This window comes from Bacillus pinisoli, assembly GCF_023036475.1.
Lineage (GTDB): Bacteria > Bacillota > Bacilli > Bacillales > SA4 > Bacillus_BS > Bacillus_BS pinisoli.
On record NZ_JAJQKI010000001.1, the window covers coordinates 302,559 to 322,752 of the forward strand.

Sequence of the window (20,194 nt, forward strand, 5' to 3'; positions counted from 1 at the left end):
CCTTATTCCGTAACCTTTACCAGTTTATTTTTCAAGTACATAAAGATAAACAGATAAGTAAAAATGGTTGAAATCACTGCACATAGAAGTGCTACAGCCGCCCCCTTAATAAAGATAACCAGCACTGATAAGAGGATGACATAACCGAGCATTAGTCTAAAGAGCAATTTCAAAAAAGCCGTCCTTCTTGCATCCATTCTAATCGGATATAAACTTAACCATAGTTTTTGATCATGCTGTTTAAACATAGCAAAAAGCTGTAGACCGGACAGATAGATAAAAAATGGAACAATAATAAGAGAACCGTAAGTAAAGTGAACACCTGATAGTATAAATCCTCCTATTACGAGAAGGCGCATATAGATACCTAAGTATTCCCCCGTTCTAACAAACGTTTTTAAATATAGGAAGTCAAACATTTTATCATGTTTTAATGGGATGCTAGAAAAAAGCCAGTTTAACCATCTTCTTGGCTTCACTTCACTTCTTAGGTGTGGAACATCTACAAATAAATTAGCCAGTTGATAGAAGCGATTCATTTGTCTTTGTTCCATTTGAAGTAGAAGCTCCCACTTCACTGTCTTCCCCTTCGTCATCCTGTCAAAAGAAATAGCCCATAGTATGGCAATTGCAAATAGTATGTATAGAAAGGCAGACGACGCTTCTTGGAACAACAATACCAAGAATACAGTCGTAAAGATAAACCGAGTACCGAAATCAAGCCATGTTGATTGCCCGTCAACTTGATGGAGCATCCGCCACGTCAGAAACAAATTCCATCCTTTAAGGACTAGCATAATAAAAAACAAGATCATCAGCTTAACAAGGCTACTGTCGGAAAACTGATTGTACATCGGAACCATGATGAGAAATGTCACTAATATTCCAATCGCATGCATGAAAAAGCTGTATTGAATGCCTTTTCGGAAATAGTCATTCATCTTGTGTTCAACTGGTAGTAAAAAGACAAGATCAGGCTCTTTTAAAAAGGACCTGATTGATGAAGTACTAATGACAAGTCCCAAGATTACCCCCATAATCCATTCAAATGGAAATGTTTCTGGCAATTGAGCAAGCCACTGCCTGTAATAAACGGCACCTGCACTCGCACCGATAAAAGCAACAATCATGAGATGATCATTAAACATATACTTCAAATAACGGCTGAGTTCTTTTATATAGTCTGAGAAACGCTGTCTCCAAATATTATTTAGGTCCATTAGTTATTTCTTCCTTTGTTAATTGAACGTATATATCATCTAATGTGGCACCAGGCATGTTAAATTCCTCCTGAAGTGCCTGAAGTGTTCCCTTTGCTCTTACTTTCCCTTCATGTAGAATGACAAAGGAATCACAATACCTCTCTGCTGTTGAAAGGATATGTGTGGACATCAGGATGCCTGCTCCTTCCTCTTTTTTAGCTTGAAGCAGCTGTAAAAGAGATTGTATTCCAAGTGGATCTAGGCCAAGAAACGGTTCGTCTATAATGTAAAGAGAAGGCTGCACAAGAAACGCGCACAAAATCATGACCTTCTGCTTCATCCCCTTTGAAAAATGAGCCGGGTACCATTTTAAGCGCTTCTCCATATGAAATTCTTTTACAAGAAAATCAACTCTTGTTTTATAATCTTCCTCATTAATGGAGTAAGCCATTGCGGTCATTTTTAAATGCTCTTCAAGCGTAAGCTCTTCATACAAAATAGGCATTTCTGGTATATAGGTAAATTGTGAACGATATCCCTCTGGATTTTCTTTGAGAGTTTGTCCATTTATTGTGATCGAGCCACCTTTTTGATCCATTAATCCTATTATATGTTTAATCGTCGTACTTTTTCCTGCTCCATTTAATCCAATTAGCCCCACTAGCTCATTGGAATGAATGGAGAAATTCACGTTATGAAGTACAGGATTTTTTGTATAACCACCTGTCAGGTCTTTTATTTCTAATAATGGTTTCATACAATTTCCCCACCTAATTTGACTTTCTTCTATCTTACCAAAATTTTCTTTTAAAGAAAAAAATCTTTTTCACATATTTTCGAGTGCATCGGACAAAATATTTCATGAAGAGGAGTTGAAGAAAAAAAGAATCGAAACCAAGCAAATAAACAACCAAATGAGGTGTTTACGGCAGGGATTAATCGATTCAACTCAGAGCCTTCAGTAAATTTATAAAAAAATTGATGAAGGAAGTGGTAAGCTTGAACAAGGATCCTAGATCACGTTACTAGCTCTTACCAAAATTATAAATGAGGTGTTTGTCAAAGACCATTTTGTATAGCAACCAAACACATTCTATTTTAAATGAGGTGTTGGCGGTAAACCATTTTCCATTATTTCTATAATGATTGACTGGTTTATCAAAACTGCAAATGAGGTGTTTATCAAAGACCATTTTGCTAAAGTTACCAAACACATTCCACTTTAAAAATGAGGTGTTGGCGGTAGACCATTTTCCATTATTTCTATAATGACTGGTTTATCAAATTGCAAATGAGGTGTCTACGAAAAATAACCTACCCTTATAATTTCTTTTTTCTTCTATCGCTCCTCTTCAACCGAACAGGATGCAACTAAACGTTGCATCCTGTTTTTTGTCATAACGGCTGACGGGCTGACGGGTATACAGTGGTGGCGAGTGACCGGGATACAGTGCCCGAAAGTAACGGCGACAAGTGACAGGCACTTGTCGATTAATCTTTACCAGACGTGGTGACAGGCACTTGTCGAATTTTCTTTATTTGTAAATTTACCCATCTGTCTATACAATATAAAAAAAGCTATTTCTTGAAAGGATGAGGTGTACATGGAACATAAGGATGATTGTATTTTCTGTAAGATTGTAAAGGGTGAGATTCCTAGTGCAAAGGTGTTTGAAAATGAGCATGTTTTGGCGTTCCTTGATATTAGCCAGGTTTCTAAAGGACATACGCTGGTCATTCCAAAGGTACATAAAGAGAATGTGTTTGAATTGACGCCAGAAATTGCTCAAGAAATTTTTAAGGTGGTCCCTAAGATTTCTAACTCCATTAAGAAGCAGTTTTCACCTATTGGGCTTAACTTGCTTAATAATAACGGGGAGCAAGCTGGGCAATCTGTGTTTCATTTTCATCTTCACATTATTCCTCGTTATGGTAAAGGGGATGGATTTGGGGCTGTATGGAAGTCTCATGCGAATGATTACTCGCCGCAACAACTGTCTGATATTGCTAGTAGTATTTCTTCTGGCATTGAATAACCTGTCGCTTGAGACGACAGGTTTTTTTATGTCTTCTGTTCTTCAATTGTATAGAAGTGTTGAGTAGGTACCCAGTCGGGGTGATCGATTGTTACTTCAAATGTTTTTAACACTTCTTCAACACTTAAGCGAAATGAATGGTTCCACCTCAGTAAATGAATAAACTCTTCTCTCGTTCCACCAAATTGACATAGCTCTTTTACATGTACAAGCATATCTGCTTGCCATATGGCCGGTAATGGTGAGTTACCAGGGATATCCGGGAAACGAACGAAGGAATCTTTAAACCATAAGGCTTTATCACAATAATATGCATAATAGGTATGAATCTGATTCTCTACAGTCCATTTAATCTTTCCATTACTTAGTTCACGTAATTGATAGCCACCCTCTGTTTTATTCATATGTTCTAATTGTTCGGGCTCTAAAAAGGTCACCCATACCTCTGTCTCTGCCCCTTTTACTGGCGCCATTATTGCAGGTAAAGCCCCATAAGGTGCTAAAAAGGAGCCATAAACAATGTCGGTATCTAATAAGGTCGCCCGAAAACAAATATAAAGGTCTGAGACGTTGTGATTTAAATTTGCTTTATATAATAACTGAGCCAAACAAACATTTGAACCATACGCCAACACCGGTATTCTCTTATGAAGTGGTGTATGACCTTCTTCATCAAGAAATTGTGCTAGTGTTACAGCCTTACTTGAACCGGGTAAAAAGGAGCCAAACCTTTCTCCTCCTGTTGATACGTGGATCATTGACTCTTCTAAGCAGACTCTTTCCTCTATACGATGAGCCACTCCCTTATAAAAAACAAACGAACTCCAAGGTCTCGGACCTGGATAGATATCTGGATGATCATATGGACTTATATGTAATGGTTTATTTTCACGGTACATTATGGTGAGCTCCTCTCTATCAAAATTATTCTACTCAAGTCCCCGTTTATACAACAAATTATACATGGTAATTATTAAAAAAAATTGCTTTTTTGGGAATATGTACCTGTATTTAGGTAAAAATGATTCTGTACATAGGCTGTTTTTCGTAGTAAAGGTTGCTTTCAAGGATTTTTTTCCAACTAGTACAATTTGATGTACTTTACATGTAGCGAGCTGCTCTTTTTTAAACCATTACATACGGCTTTTATTGTATCGAAATGAACATCAGATAAAGTTGGTTGAAAAGCAACAAACCTTTAGAAAAAGCTGTACATAAAAAGGAGGTATGGTGTGTGAAGGAAGAACATACTAACAATCAACATTCCGATGATACCCTTACAAACCGTCAGGGTCATCCCGTTACAAACAATCAAAATGTCAGAACTGTGGGAGATCGTGGACCCACTACTTTAGAGAATTATGATTTCCTAGAAAAAATCAGTCACTTTGACAGAGAAAGAATTCCAGAACGCGTTGTTCATGCTAGAGGTGCTGGCGCACACGGGTATTTCCAGTCATATGGAACAATAAACGACGAACCACTCTCGAAGTATACTCGTGCTAAGGTTTTTACAAATACTGACGTACAAACTCCAGTATTTATCCGCTTTTCTACCGTTGTTCATGGAGGGCATTCTCCGGAAACCTTACGTGATCCAAGAGGATTTGCCGTTAAATTCTATACAGAAGATGGTAACTGGGATTTAGTAGGTAACAATTTAAAGGTATTCTTTATCCGTGACCCACTTAAGTTCCCAGATATGGTACACGCCTTTAAACCTGATCCAGTGACAAATGTTCAAGATCCAGAGCGCATGTTTGACTTCTTATGCAATCAACCTGAGTCCATGCATATGATTACCTTCCTATTCTCACCATGGGGAATTCCAGCTAACTACCGTGAAATGCAAGGTTCTGGGGTACATGCTTACAAATGGGTGAACGAAGAAGGAAAGGCTCATCTTGTAAAGTATCATTTTGAGCCAGTACAAGGGATACGTAACCTTTCTCAGAAAGAAGCAGATGAAATTCAATCAACGAATTTTAATCATGCTACTCAGGATTTATATGAAGCAATTAAGCGTGGAGAATATCCGGAATGGGAGCTATATGTTCAGGTTATTGAAGATCATGAGCACCCTGACCTTGACTTCGATCCATTAGATCCAACGAAACTTTGGTACAAAGATAAATTCCCATGGCATAAAGTAGGTAAGCTCGTCCTTAACAAAAACCCTGAAAACTACTTCACCGAAGTGGAACAGGTTGCATTTGGTACGGGGGTTCTTGTAGATGGTTTAGATTTTTCTGATGATAAACTTCTACAAGGTAGAACGTTCTCTTATTCTGATACACAACGTTATCGTGTAGGTTCAAACTATCTGCAATTACCAATTAATCGCCCTAAGAAGCATGTAGCAACAAACCAATCGGGTGGCCAAATGGACTTCCGTACTGATTATGGAAAAGATCAAAATCCACATATCAATTACGAGCCTTCTCTCATTGGTGGGTTAAAAGAAGCGAAAAACCCTGGTAAAGAGCACGAGCCATATGTAGAAGGTAACTTGAAAAGAGAGACAATTTCTCGTGAAAACAACTATGGTCAAGCCGGTGAAACATACCGACGCCTTAATGATTGGGAGCGCGATGAGTTAATCTCTAACCTAGTTGGTGCGCTATCCTCTTGTCGCAAAGAAATTCAAGACCGTATGGTTGAGCACTTCACTCAGTGTGATGCCGATTACGGTAAGCGTGTTGCAGAAGGCCTGAAAATGGCCTCAGAAGGTAATAAAATGGATGAAGCAGTTAGCAAAGCGGAAAAAATGGGGCATCCTTCAGATCCGTATTAATAAGTCATAAAAGCTGAACAAATTAGTTCAGCTTTTATTTCCCTAACGAACAAAAAAATAGAAAATCAAGCAAAATACAATAAAGACGGTCCCAATTCCACCCATCGCCATAGCTTTTTGTTTTAAGATTCTTACAGGTGGATATGCACCTGTTGTTTGAGAAGAGATAAAATATTGAATCATTTTTATATAAAAGAATAAGCCTATAATTCCACAACAAATCATTAATCCTGCTAGCATAGTACGTTCCCCCTCTTTAATTAAATGTATGCTTACAATACTTGATATATGAAGTGTTTAACTCTACTAACAGAAGGGTAAAGTTTTAAAAAGGATTTTGCACCAATCATGTCGAATATAGTAAAAAAATCTTTGGACAAGCTTCTTAAATGTCCAGAATCTTTAATGGAGTGGTGAAAGAAATGAAAGGAAATACGTTTTTTCTTGGAGTACTTGTTGGTGGTGTAATTGGTGGTATGACCATGCTACTTTCAGCACCCAAATCTGGTGTACAGCTTAGAGCTTCTATCAAGGAAAACAGTCAAGAGCTGTCAGAAAAACTGTATGACTTAAAAAGTGAAGCAAAGCAGTTCCTCCAACTACTTGAAAAGTCCACAAGAGAAGGGACGGAAGTTGTAAGGGATTTTACCGAAGACGTGCAAGAAACAATTTCTTCTTGGAAGAAGGACATAGCTCCACATCAGGTTAACATTCATAATGAAATCAAAGAGATTGAAGATACTCTTAACAAGTTAGAGTCCGCTCTACAATCAAGCCGCCACAATGCTCTAAACTAGAGCATGGGTGGCTTTATTTTTAGCTCAATTCCCAGAAAAATATTATCGTATAGAAAATATTTTTCAATTTATGAAAACCTTTTCTTTATTATTTACTAGTTTATTGGCATAATAGATATATAATTCTAGCATAAAGAAAATGCTACGTTAGTAGGTGATTATTCTGAATCATGAAAATGAGTATTCAATGAAAGAAGCTTTAGTCTATAGTCAGAGGATTGCACAACTTAGCAAAGCCTTGTGGAAGTCGATTGAGAAGGATTGGCAACAGTGGATTAAGCCGTATGACTTAAACATTAATGAGCACCATATTCTGTGGATTGCTTATCATCTCAAGGGAGCTTCCATCTCTGAAATTGCAAAATTTGGGGTCATGCACGTTTCAACGGCCTTTAACTTCTCAAAGAAGCTGGAGGATCGAGGGTATTTACAATTCTCGAAAAAAGAGGATGATAAGCGTAATACTTATGTGGAATTAACAGAAAACGGCGAAAAACTTTTACTAGACTTAATGGAAAACTATCGCCCTTCTACTTATTCTGTATTTGGTGGTTCGTTACCTTTGAAAGAGATATACGGTAAATTCCCAGAATTCTTAGATCTAACTAGTATTATTCGTCAAATTTATGGTGATGAGTTCTTACAAATATTTGAGAAATCCATTGAAAATATTGAAGGAGATTTCATTGAAGTCGACGGAAAGCTTTATAAAAGAGTTGAGTAACTAACTGCTCTTTGTGTGTTGTTCAATGATGATATTTTTAAAAATCGTCATTAACGGTACATACATTTGTTCTTTATAAAGCGCTTCAATTGTTTCGATTGCCGTAATTTTTCTGTTTAAACGATCAATAAACATATGTAAAAGCGGAGAGAAGCCCACAAAGCCCTCTGCTTTTTGTCTTTTATACTCCTCCGTTAATTCCTCACATAAACAAAATAATTCATCTACCTCTTCTTCCGTTAACTGTCTTTTAATAATGAGTTGATGTAAGGGCCATTTTTCTAGGTTGACCAACTCTAACATTAATCGCTGATAGTACTCAAGTCTCTCTAATCGTTTCTCTAGTGTATCCAAATATATCCTCCTTTCTTAAAACTTAATTTTCAATACCAAATATGCAAGTTTTAAATCAACATTATTTTAAAAAATTTGACTAAAAAAATTGGTGCAATTCCTATTGACCTTTAACTATAAAGCGAGTAAAGTATCAGAGGTAAAGAGTTACTTAAAGTTCGAGGTGAAGATCATGACCTGCTGGAAAACCATTAATCTATCAAAAGATTACGGATTCCATCGATTATTTTTTCTTTCTTTTTTAATTTCCATATTAGCCTTTATCGTCATGTATGTATCCATGCAGCTATTTTTCCACTCTAGACCACTTGAAGATAATGGCTTAATCTATGTATGCCTAATAGCTCTATTGCTTGTCCCAGGTCATCAGATCATCCATATCATGGCATTGAAACTTATGGGTAAAAAAGTACAAACTAAGATTGTCAAAAAAGGTATATTTCCTATTATAACCATTAAACAATGTGGATTATTATCAAAACCGGTAGCACTACTAACCATTCTTGCACCAATTATGTTCTTTTCAATGGTATTATTCTTATTTAGTTTAATGTACCCTGCTTATATGCACTATGTTTCAATCTTAATTGCGATCAACATTGGAATTTGTGTTTCTGACTTATTATACAGCTACCACATCTTCAAAGCACCTCGTAAATGTATGCTAGACGAAAACAATGGTGGCTATGACATTATTTTATACGAAGAAAACATGTAACTAGACTACAGCAGTAGTCTAGTTTTTCTTATCTAGTCAACTGAAACACTAATTGGTCTTTTTCTAAGTCAAAGTCTTTTACTGAAAGCACCATGTCTTTTTGGAGTTCTATATCTCTAACGTTCACAATAATTTCGTGGCTAGCTGGTCGAACTGTCACCCAACTCGGAAAATGGACTTGTTCTGCTAATAAGCCAAGCACAAGGTCTCCTGGCAATTGAATACGCCCAAGACTAATCTCACGTTCCTGTAGCGTCAGCCCTCCCGTTTCATTTACGACAGGTTCAAACGTCATCTGAAAGGGAATTTCACTGTTAAATACGACGAGATGCCCTCGAAGGTAGATATAATCTTCCAATGAAACCGTATAGTTTATGTTTTGGACCGTTCTCTCTTCTTCATCTAGCTCTTCTTGTATCCATTTATTAATAGCAGTCTTTGTTGTAGATAAAGTAAAGAAGGGCTTTCCCAGGTCTTTATTTTCATTAGGATCAGATGTTAAAGTTGGTTCCGCAAGCAATAACCGAATGGCTACTCCCACAATGAGCAATACCATGGCTAAAACAGTTCCTAATAAAATAAAAAATGCCTTTTTCCAATCAGGGGTTCGCCTCATACTATCACCTCTCCTATTCCCTTTAGATAAAAGCTCTTCTCTATATTTATATTTATGCTCTTGTCTAAAACTTTGTTGCTTTATAACCTTCTTTATCTTAAGTAAAGCTTACTCTAAATGATAAAATGACGTATTTAACGTTTTAGAAAAGGGGGCCTTTCTAGATGATAAGTAGAAGACAATATACTAGTAAGTAAAAATCCTGTTTTTGGATTTTTACTTAAGCAACAATTTATTCGAAAAGAGCCTATATTTAAAAAGCTAATTTAGAGATGTTAGTTACTTAAAAGTTTTAGTACAATTTAACATTTAAAAGCATATCTTCCTAATATATGTTATTTTTCCCACTCTCTCTTAGTTGAAACCGTGAGCTCTCTAAAAATGAATAGTGATGTCGTCCATGTATCAACAGGTTAAATCCGATTTAGATTTTCACCCAAGCAACAATAAAAATTTAAGACCTTAAGATTCCCCTTCATCAAGCAGTATACCTCATAGTTAACCTAATTTAACCGTATGAAGTAAAAATTGGTTCTTTTCGTATAGATTGTTGCTTCGTAAAAATCCCAAAAACCGGATTTTTACTTACTAGTTTAATGTCACCTGCTTTTCATCTAAACAGTTACTCTTTTCTAAACGATAAATACTACATGTACCGTCAAAAGTAAGTTCAACTCCAGATGAATAGATTAAAAAGCAACAAAGTTTTAGAGAAGAGCCTAAAAATTTCATGTTTCCATGTCCTTGTAATTATCTTATACTATAAAAAGGAGGTGCTCAAATATGATCATTGTATTTATTCCTTTTGCTGTATTCATACTCTATTTCATAAACAGCTTAACTAATGCATTATGTATTCAGAAAGAGATACCTGTGGAGCGCCAGCCAAAAGTTTTCCGTACAATTAATATCCTGGTCACCATCTTGCTCATTTCATCTTTTGTTGAGGTAATGTTTACATAATCAGTTAATCAGTTAGATCCTCAAACTATAGACAATAAGACAGGCCCTTGCCTGTCTTATTTGCATTCAAAAAAAAGTGGTGAATGATTCACCACTTTTCTATCATTAGCTTAGTAAGCCCAAGAAGCTCCGATGATAATTAAAAGAATAAATAAAACTACGATTAACGCGAAACCTGCACCATATCCGTGTGACATGAATACATTCCTCCTAAAAATTTATTATTTTTATACAATCTTTAAGATTAATTTAAGTGATCAGGCAGAGATCAACTCTGCCCTAGCTGGCATTATAACCAAGCAGCACCAACAATGATTAAAAGAATAAACAACACAACGATTAACGCGAAACCTGCGCCGTATCCGTGGCTCATGAGAACACCTCCTTTAGCAAAAGGATAAGATATCATATGCAATTACCTTCTCAAACGAATAGGCGTTTATCATGCAATGAAAGAAAATTTTATTTTAGTATCCAACGTAAGCAGAACCAACAATAATCAGTAAAATGAACAGCACGACAATTAACGCAAATCCACCAGTAAACCCGTGACTCATTCAAATTACCTCCTTTTTATCTGAAGTTGTTGTAGCATTTGTTGCTTCCCTAAAGACTGTTTTCTTTAGGATTACTACATACTATACAGCTCGCAAATTTTTGACTAAACGAATGTCCCGGTTTCATTCATAAATGGGCACTTGCCCTAGATAAAATGTATTTGTTCTTCCTCTGTAGAAAAATATGGTATAGTAATGGATGTAGTTTTTTTGGGACATGCTAATTAAGGAAGTCAACCCAGAATTCTACAAATTTCCCAAGATTATAGGAGTGTTTACAGATGAGGAGATACTTACTTGCGCTTGCGCTCTCAATTGGAGTTTTAGCCCTTACAGCATGTAATAACGATGCAGAAGGCGCAGATTCTGAAGTAATTGTAGAATCAGATGCTGGTTCTATAACAAAAGAAGAATTTTATCAAGCCATGAAAGAAAGATATGGTGAACAGGTTCTTCGTGAGCTTGTATATGGAACAGTATTAAGTGAGAAGTATGAAGTAACAGACGAAGAAGTGCAAAAAGAAATTGATACATTGAAAGAGCAATATGGAGATCAGTTCCCAATGCTACTTCAACAAAGCGGATTTAAATCAGAGGATCAGCTAAAGAAAACTTTACGTGTAGGTTTACTACAGGAAAAGTTAGCAATGAAGGATATAGAAGTAACAGAAGAGGAAATTCAAGAGCACTATGATGCATTGAAGCCTGAGATTAAGGCAAGTCATATTTTAGTTGCAGACGAGGAAACCGCTAAGGAAGTAAAGAAGAAACTTGATGAAGGCGCTGAATTTGAAAAGCTTGTAGAAGAATATTCTACTGATACTGGTACAGTACCTGCAGGTGGAGATCTTGGATATTTCGGTTCTGGCGTCATGGACCCAGCATTTGAAGAAGGTGCTTATTCTTTAGAAGTAGGGGAAGTTAGTGAGCCTGTTCAATCAAGTTTTGGCTGGCACATTATCAAGTTGACTGACCGTAAGGAGCTTGAACCTCTAGAAGACATGAAGGCGTCCATTGAAGAAGAGCTTGGTCGCTCTAAAGTAGACTTCACTCAAGTTGAAACAATGGTTCTTAAAGAACTTGAAGATGCTAAAGTGAAAGTTAAAGACAAAGATTTAGAGAACATGTTTGAGGTTACAGAACAATAACATAAGCTAAAAATTAAAAGAAGGTGTCTGCTGACACCTTCTTTTAACTTGCAACTGAATTTCCTTCATCAGAGCCTTGTTTTCTTTTTTCTCTTTCATTCTTTATTCGTTCAATGAAGACCTGACCTTCACGTTCAATATAGAATTGCTCCATTTTTCTTTCTCTTTTTCCTGATTGAACCATCATAACACCACTACCTACAATTCCTACCATTACTAAATAAATCCACCACGGAAGAGTAATCATATCCTATCCCCTTTCAAGACAAGCTCTACTTACGAACAATATATGAAATTCTTCCTCTAATTATGACAGTTTGTTAGCTAGCTGCTTTTAACAATGCAACAAAGTTTTTGAAAAGAGCCTTATTATTTATGGAATGTAGGTTTATAAAATGATCGATTATCTAATGCAAAGACACGATCTGAGAATTCGCCTGGCTTCACGCGCTCTAGTGCACGATCTAACATATTCATCTTGGCATCTAAATTATCAATATAATGTAAGATTTCCGCTTCCTTTATGAGTGGAGGCTTTGGACTTCCCCATTCTGCTTTACCATGGTGACTTAACACGATATGTTGAAGGACGGTAATCTCTTCTGAGTGAATACCAAGTTCTTCTGCTGCTTTACCGATTTCATTTACCATGATAGAAATGTGACCTAATAGGTTACCCTCTACGGTATAAACAGTGGAGATAGGTCCGGACAACTCCATTACTTTTCCTAAATCATGAAGAATAACACCTGCATATAGTAAATCCCGATCAAGTGAAGGATAAAGTCCTGATATTGCCTTCGCTAAGTCCAACATAGATACAACGTGATAGGCAAGTCCTGATACAAATTCATGGTGATTTTTAGTTGCTGCTGGAAATTCTAAAAATGATTGTTGATACTTCTTTACTAAGTGTCTTGTTACACGCTGAATATTAGGATTCTTCATTTCAAAAATATATTGGGTAATCTTGGACATCATTTCGTCCTTTTCAAGAGGAGCAACCTCAAGAAAATCACTAATGGAAACAGCATCATTTTGACTAATAGGACGAATATTTCTTATTTTTAATTGGTTTTTCCCTCTATAACTATGAATATCGCCATATATCTTCACAATGGACTGTGCTGTGAATTCACTTTCACTTTCTGGTGTACAATCCCAAAGCTTGGCCTCTATGTCGCCAGTTTGATCTTGCAGAATGAGGGTAAGAAATGGCTTCCCATTACTTGCAATCCCTTTGGTACTAGATTTAATAAGTAGGTAGACATCAATTTGTTCGCCAACTTCATAATGAACAATTCCTTTCGCCATTTTCATCCCCCTATAGATTGTTGTTTACTAGTATTATAGCATATTCGATATAGGCTAGTTATCAGCCTTTACTTGTTAATTGTTGGTCTAAATAGGTAACCGCGTTTGTATCAAGATTTAATGAAGGTAAGGCTTGTTTATGACACGTAAAAAAGATAACCTGTCTAGTAGTAAATTGACTCTGAAGAACATTCATCGTACGCTTATACCTTTCCTCATCAAAATTTACAAAACTATCGTCTATGATGATAGGAAACCTAATTGACGTTTGATAGTAATACGCAAGCGAGAGTCTAATAGCTAAATAAAGTTGTTCAGAGGTGGCCTGACTTAGTTCTCCTGGTGAATATCTAATACCGCTCTTGTTTTCTACCATAATCTCCTGTGAATCATGTAAAAAGATACGTGAATACTCCTTATTTGTAAGTAACTGAAAAATATGGTCTGCTCGTTGAAGGACTTGTGGAAGTCGGACCATACTATAGTAATCCTTTGTCCGCTGGAGAACCTCTTTGGCGATAGCAAGCTTTGCCCACGTTTTGGCTTTATCATCTAAAAGAGCTTTTTTCATTTCAAATTGTTGAAGCAATGAAGAGTAAGTCCCTTCTTCTTCTAACTGTTTTATAATAATTTTTACTTCTGCTAGCTCTGATAACAAATCCTTCTCTTTTTTGCCTAGCATGTCATACCTTGAAGCCAACTGTTCTTTGTTCTCAACTTGAATGGTTAAATCTTCCCAATCATGAATCAGTTCTTGTTCTAGTTCACGATTATGATGAAGAAGAATGTCGATATGCTCACGCACCTTTTGTAGACGTTCTTCCTGTTCCAGCCAATCTTCTAAACGTTTTGCCTGTTTTCTATATTCTTCTTCACTCTCAACTTCAGCAGCATGAATCAATTGAAGAATTTGATCATGAAAATAATTCATTTCATTAACCTGTTGTGAACATTCTTCGTGTAGCTCATTTACCTTTTCGATTATTGCATGTTTTTCTCTTAGTTTCCGCTTTTCCTCTTCAACGAGTTCCATTAAATGTGAAACAGACATATCTTCAAAGATCTCTAAACGTTGCAATAATTGTTGATATTCCTCATGTACCGTTCTTACTTCTCTCTCAAGCTCTTGTTGTTCTTTGACTATTTTCTGTTTCTCTTCGATTGTTTTAGCTAACAATTCTAATTGCTCATAACATTCAAGAAGTACATGTACAGAATAATCATGAGGAATCTGAAGTTTTTCTTTGAGCTGTTGAACATGAGCGGTAACAGTATAATTGGACTGCTCCCATTTTTCAAACTGTTGAATCGTCCGTTCATACTCCTGATCGAGTTGTTGTAGTAACATCTCTTCCTTATCTATTAGCAGCCTAATTTGATCATCCTTCGCTAGCCGCTGTTCAGCAGCAAGCCAATCTTGATCGTCATCTGTACTAGATACTGTTTGAAGTTGCATGTCAATTTCGTTCAGTTCCTTTTTCAAGAGGGATAGTACTTGTTGATTACTGAACCATTTCGTCATGACTATCCCACCAATTCCGAATATCCCACCAACTAGTAAAAGGAAAAAGCCCGTTCCTTTATGAACCGTAACGAATTGCCATATTCCTATGATAGTCATGAGGATGGTAAGAGGATAAATGATGCTCCATTGAATAAGGTTAGCTGATTTTACCCGTTTCTCTTGTATGGCTATCTGTTTTTTTACTCGCTCATACGCAAGCCTTTTATATTGCACACTTTGCTCTTGCTCCTGTTGGTTGACACGCCTTTTTACAATATTAGTGAATAATTCTCTTTGCTTCTCATCAAGAAGCTGATCTTTATATTGTTTGTTACGGTTTTCCGCTAATTCCATCTTCTCTTTTGTTTGTTCTTGCTGTTGATCCAGTAATTCTTTTTTATTCTGTAGAATAGAATAATCCGCGACGACTGTTTTAAGCTCATTTTTCATGGAGAGTGAGAGTGGTAAACGCTCTACTTCATGATCGCTCAATGTCATACCTAATGACTTTTTTATACTTGTCAACTTTTCTTCTAAGTGAATTAATTTTGAATGTTGCACACGAATCGTTTCTTGTAATACTTCAATCCTCGACCATCGATGACTAAAGCTTTTTATCTCTGCCTCACCGCTAAGCATTTTCTCTTGAATGACAAGGTTAGAGATTTGTTGTTGTAGTTCTTCCTCTTTTTTCTTTAAAACTGCCACTCTAGCTTCTAGAGGAACTAAACGCTGAGATAACTGTTCTAATCTATTTAAGCCATCTATTGGAACATTAGGTTGCCTACCGATGCTTGTCATCTTAGCTTCAATAGTCATCCATTCACTTCGTAAAGGAAGATATTGTTCGAAGAGATCAAGTTTTTTATTCATTGAAGAAAGAGATTTTAGTTCTTCTGTTAGTTGAGCTAATTCTGATTCTAATTTACGTTCTTTCCATACATAGGATTGATAGTCTAGCACTTGCATCTTCTTTTGATTTACTTTTTGTGCCAATTGAGTAATCTCTTCTAACTCCTGGTTGATCTCTGGTCTTTTCCCTCCAGGCTTAAAAAGTACTTCCATTTCCTTATGTAACGTCTTTTCTAACTCGATAATTTGGTCACTTCCAAGAATACTAGTTGATAACAGATAATGACTTAGCTCATTTCCAGTAAGAGATTGTATATTTTGAAGGCCTTTCAATCCAAATGAAAAAATGGAGGTGAACAGCTTCCTATCCATTCCACCTAACAACGCTTGATGCTCGGCCTCTCCTCCGACTGTTCCGTCTTCAAAATAAAGGGTTACTTCCCCCGCTGCTTTTCCTCCAACCCGTTCTATCGTAAGTATTCCGTGTTGTTCCGTTTGTAACGTGATTTTCCCTCCATATTTAAACCCTTGTTTTGGTTCATAGCGATTATCCTGTTGATTGCGAAGTGGAAATCCAAATAGAATACTATGAATAAACGATATCATCGTTGATTTTCCAGCCTCGTTCTCACCATAAACAGCGTGGAAAGACTCTGAGAATGTAATTTCTCTGTCTATTATTTTTCCGTATCCATAAATATGAAGCTTCTTAATAAACACCAAATCACCTCCTTAAGGTCTGTACTTTAATAATTCATCTAGTACCCATTTTTCCGCTTCCTGTTTCAGATCGCTTTGGTCATTTACTGATAATGTTGAAAGAAGTCGTCTTCCATCTCGATGCTTATATAATGGAGCTAAAATGTCTTCATAATCTTCAAAGCCATCAAACTGTTGAAGTAAATCACCATAAAAATGAAGATCCTTTTTCAAGCTGTTCCTGTCTCGAGCGTTTGCTTCAATATATTCTATTGAATGAAGCCAAACAAAGTTTGACCTAGATTCTTCATTCATGAGTAAAAGATCTATCAGCATCTCTCTTTCTGTTTGATCTTGAATGATTGTTGCTAACTCATGATTGACTACTAGTTTAAGCTGAACAATTACACCTTGGTTGACTCTTCTTAATTTCTCTATTTCCTTCTTACATAAGGAGAGCAGTTCATCAAAGTTAATAAGATTGTCAGCTTGTACCTCGTGAGTTTCCCAAATGATACTGTTAGTTTCAATAAAGGTATAGTTGGTACCCGCTTCATTCATTTCAACATAATAACAGCCTTTTTCACCGGTTTCCTTGCGATGACGCCCTTGTATATTACCTGGGTAGATCACCGGTGGATTCTGTTGCAGAACTTGCCTTTGATGGATATGACCTAGTGCCCAATAGTCAAAACCACTGTTTTTTAAATCTGTAAGTTGAAAGGGAGCGTACGGATTATGGTCTTTGTTAGTAGCAACTGTTCCATGTAAAATGGCAATGTGATACCCTTCCTGCACGCCTCTTTTATATTGTTTCGCCATATTTTCTAGGACGGACCTATCCGGATAACTAAAACCATACAAAGTTGCCTGCAGTTCTCCATTTTTATGGAAAGACTTTGACTCAATATTTTCCGAAAAGAAGTGAGTATTCGAAGGCCACTTTAACGGGACCCAGCTTCCATTTAACGGATCATGATTTCCATGAATAATATAAACTTGAATGCCTTCCTCTTGTAAACGTAAAAACTCATCTCTTAGTTTAATTTGCGCTTTTAAGCTTCGTTGCTCAGAATCATATAAATCACCAGCTAGGATGATAAAATCTACTTTCTTTTGTATTGCTAGTTGAACGATGTTCTGAAAGGAAACAAACGTACTTTCTTGAATCCTATCAAAGATAGGTGTTGGTAAATGTTTAAGTCCTAGATACGGGCTATCTAGATGCAGATCTGCTGCATGAAGAAACGAAATTGATTTCATTCTTACACTTCCTCTTCTCTTCGTGACCATATTGTACCATCTTACAAATGCGAATGCACGTTCCTATGATAGATTTATCTTTTCTATTTGTTGTTGGCAGTGGTGGAAATTGGGTTTTGTGCGATTATCTCGATTTACTGTGCAATTATCTTGATTTACTATGCAATTACCTTGAGTTACTGTGCAATTACCTTGAGCTACTATGCAATTACCTTGAGCTACTATGCAATTACCTTGAGCTACTATGCAATTACCTTGAGCTACTGTGCAATTCCAGTTATTTGTGTCGATCCGAACACCTATTTGAGGTGTATTTTATGATGTCAATATCTAGTTCTAGGGGCAGTTACGTAATTGAAATTCTTTTCTAACAAAAAAAGCCCTATTGAAGTACTCAATAGGGGCAAACTTTATTTCTTCGTCACGTTAATCGCTTGTTTAATATCCTTAAAAGAAGAAGATTTTCCATAGAGTAGGACACCACCCTTATAGACTCTTGCACCAAACAAGGCTAAAAGGATAATTGTCCCTACTAGAATTCCGATTCCAAGCGCAATTTCCCAACCTGGTATAGAAAGCATTCCAACTCGTAGGAACATAATCATCGGAGCAAAAAACGGGATAAAAGACGTAACCGTAATAAATGAATTGTCCGGATTACTTAGTCCAAACATAGCAATCATAAAGGCAAGGACAATTAATAAAGTCATCGGAGTGATCATTTGTTGAACGTCCTCTATTCGACTTACTAAGGAACCAAGAACTGCAGCCAAGGTAGCAAATAAGAAATATCCTAGTAAGAAGAATATAATCGCATACACAATCGTGCTTACCGGAAGATGTTCAAATCCAAGGTATTGAAACATTCCATTCTCCATATTAGATAGATTTGACTTTATGGATTGATAACCAACAAGGATCAAAATCGTAAATTGGGTCATACTCAATAAAGCAATTCCTAGAATCTTTCCAAACATTTGATAAATGGGGGATACGCTTGAAATTAGTATTTCCATTACTCTTGAAGACTTCTCCGTTGCGACTTCCATTGCAATCATATTGGCATACATGATAACGGCAATATAAATCATAAAGAGGATGATATAAACGAGTCCCCTTGCCGAATTCAGTTCTTCTTCTGTCTTGGCATTTTCCTCCAAGGCAATCATGTCAAATGTAACAGGTTCATACAGCTGCCCAATTTCTGTATCTGTAAGCCCAATTTGTGAGGTAGCAATCGTTACTTTCAATTGTTGAATAGCATTTTGTAAAGGGAAAGTTGTATCCGTATTAGTGATAGAATTTGCTTTGTACACTGCTTCTGGTAAACCTGAAGCATTATAAGAAAGGATTAATGCTCCATCAAATTCACCAGACTTCACTTCTTCCTCAAGATCTTCCATGCTATTCTCATAAAGTGTTAGGGCCAAATCGTCCTCTACAAATTCAAGATGATCTAGTAAAGGATGGTAGAGTTCATTCGTTTCATCAATGACGGCGATCTGAGTACTACTTCCCTCTCGATCAAAGAACTTGATAATATTTTGTAAATGACTAACCCCTATAATGAGCAAGACTGTTATGGCAGTTGTAATAATAAAGGATTTAGATTTTAATTTATTGAGATAAGTATGAAATAAAATAATCCAAAATTTATTCATGGTAAGCGGCACCTACCTTTTCAATAAAAATATCATTCAGTGACGGTTCTTCTAGTACAAACTTTCGTACAAATCCTTTACCCTGAAGCCTATTAAACAGTTCCATTGAGATCTCTTCCCGTTCAATTTGAAGGGTGACGCCTCCACTTCGTTCTTTAACCTTTACCACACCTTCTACTTCCTTTAAAAAAGATAAGTCAAAGTCAGCTTGAATACTCACATTCTTTTTCCCAAATGATCGTTTTATCTCTTTTAACGCACCGTGTACAACAGGCTTCCCGTGATGCATAATACATAAATGTTCACAGAGCTCTTCTACATGCTCCATTCGATGGCTTGAGAATACGATGGATGTACCTTTATTTTTCAAATCAATGACGGCATTCTTCAATAGCTCAACATTGACTGGATCCAGACCACTAAAAGGCTCATCAAGAATTAATAATTGTGGATTATGTATAACAGATGCGATAAATTGAATTTTTTGTTGATTTCCCTTAGATAGTTCCTCTACCTTTTTATTTTCATAATCAGTGATTTTGAACCGCTCAAGCCAAAGTCTCATCTCTTTTATAATATCCGGTTTTTTCATACCTCTAAGTCTTCCAAGATAAATGAGTTGCTCTCTTACTTTTAGTTTTGGATACAGACCCCGTTCCTCAGGTAAATAGCCGATTATATTACTTGTTTCGTAATTGATGGCATGCTGATTCCACGTAATCGTTCCTGATGTAGGCTCTAATAAACCTAGTATCATCCTAAAAGTAGTAGTTTTTCCGGCACCATTCGCTCCTAGAAATCCAAACATTTCACGCTCTGGGATGGATATAGAAAGATGATCCACCGCCGTGAATGTTCCGAACTTCTTTACTACATTCTCAATGGTTAATGTCATAACTCTTCCCCCTCTTCTTTCCTTATTTACGTTCTAGATTGAAGAATGATTCATTTTTTTAAAGGATTTTTCATAATCTTAGAGAAATAATATACAG

General features: G+C 36.4%; 22 protein-coding genes. 7 read left to right on the forward strand and 15 right to left on the reverse strand.

Features of this window, described 5'->3' with window-relative positions; translation table 11 throughout:
• Positions 1-2: 2 nt before the first annotated feature.
• Positions 3-1,220: an ABC transporter permease gene (locus LT143_RS01580; protein ID WP_246938832.1), complete on the reverse strand. Its 1,218-nt coding sequence runs from the start codon at positions 1,218-1,220 to the stop codon at positions 3-5.
• Positions 1,207-1,959 carry an ABC transporter ATP-binding protein gene (locus tag LT143_RS01585; protein WP_246938833.1) on the reverse strand — a complete coding sequence of 251 codons (753 nt, stop codon included), beginning with the start codon at positions 1,957-1,959 and terminating at the stop codon, positions 1,207-1,209. The genes LT143_RS01580 and LT143_RS01585 overlap by 14 nt, the downstream gene beginning before the upstream one ends.
• 847 nt (positions 1,960-2,806) lie before the next feature.
• Between LT143_RS01585 and LT143_RS01590 the strand changes: the two genes are divergently transcribed.
• On the forward strand, positions 2,807-3,238 hold the full coding sequence (locus LT143_RS01590) for an HIT family protein (protein ID WP_246938834.1): 432 nt from the start codon (positions 2,807-2,809) through the stop codon (positions 3,236-3,238).
• A gap of 26 nt (positions 3,239-3,264) precedes the next feature.
• Here LT143_RS01590 and LT143_RS01595 read toward each other — a convergent pair whose 3' ends face one another.
• Positions 3,265-4,137, reverse strand: a complete 873-nt coding sequence (locus LT143_RS01595; RefSeq protein ID WP_246938835.1) for a hypothetical protein — start codon at positions 4,135-4,137, stop codon at positions 3,265-3,267.
• A 335-nt stretch (positions 4,138-4,472) separates the two neighbouring features.
• On the opposite strand from LT143_RS01595, the gene LT143_RS01600 reads away from it, so the two are divergent.
• Positions 4,473-6,032 carry a catalase gene (locus tag LT143_RS01600; RefSeq protein WP_246938836.1) on the forward strand — a complete coding sequence of 520 codons (1,560 nt, stop codon included), beginning with the start codon at positions 4,473-4,475 and terminating at the stop codon, positions 6,030-6,032.
• A gap of 42 nt (positions 6,033-6,074) precedes the next feature.
• Here the strand turns inward: LT143_RS01600 and LT143_RS01605 are convergent, their stop codons facing one another.
• Positions 6,075-6,272, reverse strand: coding sequence for a membrane protein YhzF (locus LT143_RS01605; protein ID WP_246938838.1), 198 nt, complete (start codon positions 6,270-6,272; stop codon positions 6,075-6,077).
• A gap of 149 nt (positions 6,273-6,421) precedes the next feature.
• Between LT143_RS01605 and LT143_RS01610 the strand changes: the two genes are divergently transcribed.
• Positions 6,422-6,829: a YtxH domain-containing protein gene (locus LT143_RS01610; RefSeq protein ID WP_246938840.1), complete on the forward strand. Its 408-nt coding sequence runs from the start codon at positions 6,422-6,424 to the stop codon at positions 6,827-6,829.
• A 160-nt stretch (positions 6,830-6,989) separates the two neighbouring features.
• Positions 6,990-7,553, forward strand: a complete 564-nt coding sequence (locus LT143_RS01615; RefSeq protein ID WP_418909789.1) for an HTH-type transcriptional regulator Hpr — start codon at positions 6,990-6,992, stop codon at positions 7,551-7,553.
• On the opposite strand, the gene LT143_RS01620 is transcribed toward LT143_RS01615, so the two are convergent.
• Positions 7,554-7,907, reverse strand: a complete 354-nt coding sequence (locus LT143_RS01620) for a DUF1878 family protein (protein WP_246938841.1) — start codon at positions 7,905-7,907, stop codon at positions 7,554-7,556.
• Between the two features lie 172 nt (positions 7,908-8,079).
• On the opposite strand from LT143_RS01620, the gene LT143_RS01625 reads away from it, so the two are divergent.
• Positions 8,080-8,625, forward strand: coding sequence for a DUF3267 domain-containing protein (locus LT143_RS01625; protein ID WP_246938843.1), 546 nt, complete (start codon positions 8,080-8,082; stop codon positions 8,623-8,625).
• A gap of 28 nt (positions 8,626-8,653) precedes the next feature.
• Here LT143_RS01625 and LT143_RS01630 read toward each other — a convergent pair whose 3' ends face one another.
• Positions 8,654-9,241, reverse strand: coding sequence for a YpmS family protein (locus LT143_RS01630; RefSeq protein ID WP_246938845.1), 588 nt, complete (start codon positions 9,239-9,241; stop codon positions 8,654-8,656).
• Between the two features lie 783 nt (positions 9,242-10,024).
• Between LT143_RS01630 and LT143_RS01635 the strand changes: the two genes are divergently transcribed.
• On the forward strand, positions 10,025-10,204 hold the full coding sequence (locus LT143_RS01635) for a hypothetical protein (RefSeq protein ID WP_246938847.1): 180 nt from the start codon (positions 10,025-10,027) through the stop codon (positions 10,202-10,204).
• A gap of 110 nt (positions 10,205-10,314) precedes the next feature.
• On the opposite strand, the gene LT143_RS01640 is transcribed toward LT143_RS01635, so the two are convergent.
• The 3 genes from LT143_RS01640 to LT143_RS01650 form a co-directional block, all read right to left on the reverse strand.
• The gene (locus LT143_RS01640) at positions 10,315-10,401 is read right to left on the reverse strand and encodes a YjcZ family sporulation protein (RefSeq protein WP_246939143.1); all 87 of its coding nucleotides are present in this window, start codon (positions 10,399-10,401) and stop codon (positions 10,315-10,317) included.
• Positions 10,402-10,493: 92 nt separating this feature from the next.
• Positions 10,494-10,577: a YjcZ family sporulation protein gene (locus LT143_RS01645; RefSeq protein ID WP_246939146.1), complete on the reverse strand. Its 84-nt coding sequence runs from the start codon at positions 10,575-10,577 to the stop codon at positions 10,494-10,496.
• A gap of 94 nt (positions 10,578-10,671) precedes the next feature.
• Positions 10,672-10,761, reverse strand: coding sequence for a YjcZ family sporulation protein (locus LT143_RS01650; RefSeq protein WP_246938849.1), 90 nt, complete (start codon positions 10,759-10,761; stop codon positions 10,672-10,674).
• 281 nt (positions 10,762-11,042) lie between these two features.
• Here LT143_RS01650 and LT143_RS01655 point away from each other — a divergent pair, with 281 nt between their 5' ends.
• Positions 11,043-11,909, forward strand: a complete 867-nt coding sequence (locus tag LT143_RS01655) for a peptidylprolyl isomerase (protein WP_246938851.1) — start codon at positions 11,043-11,045, stop codon at positions 11,907-11,909.
• Between the two features lie 43 nt (positions 11,910-11,952).
• On the opposite strand, the gene LT143_RS01660 is transcribed toward LT143_RS01655, so the two are convergent.
• From LT143_RS01660 to LT143_RS01685, 6 genes are all read right to left on the reverse strand, one after another.
• On the reverse strand, positions 11,953-12,156 hold the full coding sequence (locus LT143_RS01660) for a sporulation YhaL family protein (RefSeq protein ID WP_246938853.1): 204 nt from the start codon (positions 12,154-12,156) through the stop codon (positions 11,953-11,955).
• Between the two features lie 122 nt (positions 12,157-12,278).
• Positions 12,279-13,223: a 3'-5' exoribonuclease YhaM gene (yhaM, locus tag LT143_RS01665; RefSeq protein ID WP_246938855.1), complete on the reverse strand. Its 945-nt coding sequence runs from the start codon at positions 13,221-13,223 to the stop codon at positions 12,279-12,281.
• A 61-nt stretch (positions 13,224-13,284) separates the two neighbouring features.
• Complete coding sequence (locus tag LT143_RS01670) at positions 13,285-16,299, reverse strand: ATP-binding protein (protein ID WP_246938857.1); 3,015 nt, start codon at positions 16,297-16,299, stop codon at positions 13,285-13,287.
• Between the two features lie 12 nt (positions 16,300-16,311).
• Positions 16,312-17,541 (reverse strand): metallophosphoesterase family protein, encoded by a 1,230-nt coding sequence (locus LT143_RS01675; RefSeq protein WP_246938859.1) that lies wholly within the window; start codon positions 17,539-17,541, stop codon positions 16,312-16,314.
• Positions 17,542-17,951: 410 nt separating this feature from the next.
• Positions 17,952-19,202 carry an ABC transporter permease gene (locus LT143_RS01680; protein WP_246938860.1) on the reverse strand — a complete coding sequence of 417 codons (1,251 nt, stop codon included), beginning with the start codon at positions 19,200-19,202 and terminating at the stop codon, positions 17,952-17,954.
• On the reverse strand, positions 19,195-20,097 hold the full coding sequence (locus tag LT143_RS01685) for an ABC transporter ATP-binding protein (RefSeq protein ID WP_246938861.1): 903 nt from the start codon (positions 20,095-20,097) through the stop codon (positions 19,195-19,197). The genes LT143_RS01680 and LT143_RS01685 overlap by 8 nt, the downstream gene beginning before the upstream one ends.
• Between the last annotated feature and the right edge of the window lie 97 nt (positions 20,098-20,194).

Coding starts and splice junctions, on each gene's coding strand:
- LT143_RS01625 (WP_246938843.1), top strand. CDS start 8,080: ATGACCTGCTGGAAAACCATTAATCTATCAAAAGATTACGGATTCCAT.
- LT143_RS01680 (WP_246938860.1), bottom strand. CDS start 19,202: ATGAATAAATTTTGGATTATTTTATTTCATACTTATCTCAATAAATTA.
- LT143_RS01630 (WP_246938845.1), bottom strand. CDS start 9,241: ATGAGGCGAACCCCTGATTGGAAAAAGGCATTTTTTATTTTATTAGGA.
- LT143_RS01650 (WP_246938849.1), bottom strand. CDS start 10,761: ATGAGTCACGGGTTTACTGGTGGATTTGCGTTAATTGTCGTGCTGTTC.
- LT143_RS01590 (WP_246938834.1), top strand. CDS start 2,807: ATGGAACATAAGGATGATTGTATTTTCTGTAAGATTGTAAAGGGTGAG.
- LT143_RS01610 (WP_246938840.1), top strand. CDS start 6,422: ATGTCCAGAATCTTTAATGGAGTGGTGAAAGAAATGAAAGGAAATACG.
- LT143_RS01655 (WP_246938851.1), top strand. CDS start 11,043: ATGAGGAGATACTTACTTGCGCTTGCGCTCTCAATTGGAGTTTTAGCC.
- yhaM (WP_246938855.1), bottom strand. CDS start 13,223: ATGGCGAAAGGAATTGTTCATTATGAAGTTGGCGAACAAATTGATGTC.
- LT143_RS01640 (WP_246939143.1), bottom strand. CDS start 10,401: ATGTCACACGGATATGGTGCAGGTTTCGCGTTAATCGTAGTTTTATTT.
- LT143_RS01685 (WP_246938861.1), bottom strand. CDS start 20,097: ATGACATTAACCATTGAGAATGTAGTAAAGAAGTTCGGAACATTCACG.
- LT143_RS01580 (WP_246938832.1), bottom strand. CDS start 1,220: ATGGACCTAAATAATATTTGGAGACAGCGTTTCTCAGACTATATAAAA.
- LT143_RS01675 (WP_246938859.1), bottom strand. CDS start 17,541: ATGAAATCAATTTCGTTTCTTCATGCAGCAGATCTGCATCTAGATAGC.
- LT143_RS01585 (WP_246938833.1), bottom strand. CDS start 1,959: ATGAAACCATTATTAGAAATAAAAGACCTGACAGGTGGTTATACAAAA.
- LT143_RS01605 (WP_246938838.1), bottom strand. CDS start 6,272: ATGCTAGCAGGATTAATGATTTGTTGTGGAATTATAGGCTTATTCTTT.
- LT143_RS01645 (WP_246939146.1), bottom strand. CDS start 10,577: ATGAGCCACGGATACGGCGCAGGTTTCGCGTTAATCGTTGTGTTGTTT.
- LT143_RS01595 (WP_246938835.1), bottom strand. CDS start 4,137: ATGTACCGTGAAAATAAACCATTACATATAAGTCCATATGATCATCCA.
- LT143_RS01660 (WP_246938853.1), bottom strand. CDS start 12,156: ATGATTACTCTTCCGTGGTGGATTTATTTAGTAATGGTAGGAATTGTA.
- LT143_RS01635 (WP_246938847.1), top strand. CDS start 10,025: ATGATCATTGTATTTATTCCTTTTGCTGTATTCATACTCTATTTCATA.